Consider the following 1,662-nt stretch of genomic DNA (forward strand, 5'->3'; position numbering starts at 1 on the left):
AAAAAGCGCTCGCGAGACAAGCCGCAGCAAGGCAAATTTACAATCTTATTCGCTCGGCTTGGTTAACTCATAGGAAAAATTTATCTCCTTGCTCTCATTTGGTTTGAGCGCAAATTTCCACGTCACCTTGCCGTCTTTGCCGATTTCGTTTTCTTTAGGGTCGTTTTTCACGCTTACGCTTACGCTCTCATGCGTGCTGACGGGCACTTGTTCCTCTAAAACCACGTCCCATGCGAGTTTTGAGCCGTTTTTGACGCTAAATTTATACCCGCGCGAGATCTTGTTTTTCGAGCCGAAAAACGACTCTTTCGTATATTCGCCGTTAGCTTCTTTTTTCACGCTAACAAGCTCGTTTTTGCCGAAAAACTCCTTCGCCTCCTCGCCGGCGGCGTAGCCTACGTACCTTTTGCCGATATTTATGCTATCGATTTTAAACTCGCTTTGCGCGCCCTCTATGCTTCGCTCGGGCTTAAACGCGGCTCTAACGAACGCGCCCGCGCTGCCGTAGCCGTCGATCACTAAGTCAAATTTAGCATCCAGGCTCTGTTTATCATAAGCAAAATCAGCCGTTTCGTCCGCCTTTAAACTAACGCCCTCGATGCGCCATGCGTTTGCGAGCGCGTTTTCGTCGTTACTAGCCCGTACGTCTTTTACGCTATTTTTCTTTGCGGACGCTTTTGCCACGGCCATATCGGCACTCGCCTCCATCATCGGCGCAGCTGCTAGCGGCATCATATCTCGCGGCTTTGGTTTGCCCTCATAGCGCGGATAAAACGGCGCTGGCGTTAAATTTGACGAGTAGTAAAACGGATAAAGCGCGATGGTGAGGGAGTTTAGATCGATACCCAAAGGATTTGTCACGGTCAAATTTTGCGAGATTTCGACCTTGCCTCTGGCGACGTCGGCATGGATTTTATTTTTCAAATTTACGCTAACGCCCACGGGATAGGAGATCTTGACCTGTTTTGGGTCGCATTCGAATTTCAAATCAAGCTTTTGGAAATTTTTAACCTCGGTCGCGTTCATTTTCTTTTTCAGCTCGTCGATTTGCTTTTTGGTTTGCGAAATTTGAGCTAGATTTTTTAGTACCGCTTCGTAAAATTTATCGCCGTCGGCGTCCAAATTTGCGACGCTTTGCTCTTTAAAAGCGGGAAAATTATTTAAAAAAGCGTTTTTGGAGTTTAGCGCGTTTAGCTTGTCGTTTAGCTCTTCAAGCTCTTTTTCGTTTTGCTTAAATTTAGCGTATGCCTCGTTTTCTGCAGGCTTTGCTTCGTTTAAATTTAGGCTCACTAGCTCGCACGACGCAGCTACGTCGATATCCTCAAGCTCAACGAAATCTGGCAAATTTAGGCTAAATTCGCTTTTTTGGTTGCTAAAGTTTTGATGTATAAATGAGGCGTTTTTGTAGATTTCTATCAGGTTGCTTTCGGCGCTCGCGATAAGGGCAAACGCCGAAACTAAGGCTATCTCTCTCATTTTTTCTCCTTTGGGTAAATTTAAGAGATTATAGCCTTACAAAGATAAATTTTAGCCTAACAAGATAATCGTAAAGATGATCAGAACTAAAATTTGTATCGCGATAAAAGGCACCACGCCGCGGTAGATGTCGGAGGTCTTGACCTCTGCCGGCGCCACGCCTTTTAGATAAAAGAGGCTAAAGCC

Annotated in this window: 1 protein-coding gene; it reads right to left on the reverse strand. The window is 45.5% G+C overall.

Going from position 1 to position 1,662, the window contains the following annotated elements:
• Positions 1 to 45: 45 nt before the first annotated feature.
• A complete protein-coding gene (locus tag Q0200_RS07210; RefSeq protein WP_297939629.1) occupies positions 46 to 1,476 on the reverse strand; it encodes a DUF4139 domain-containing protein in 1,431 nt (476 codons plus the stop codon).
• Positions 1,477 to 1,662: the final 186 nt, after the last annotated feature.

This window comes from uncultured Campylobacter sp. (assembly GCF_938045225.1).
Taxonomy (GTDB): Bacteria; Campylobacterota; Campylobacteria; order Campylobacterales; family Campylobacteraceae; genus Campylobacter_A.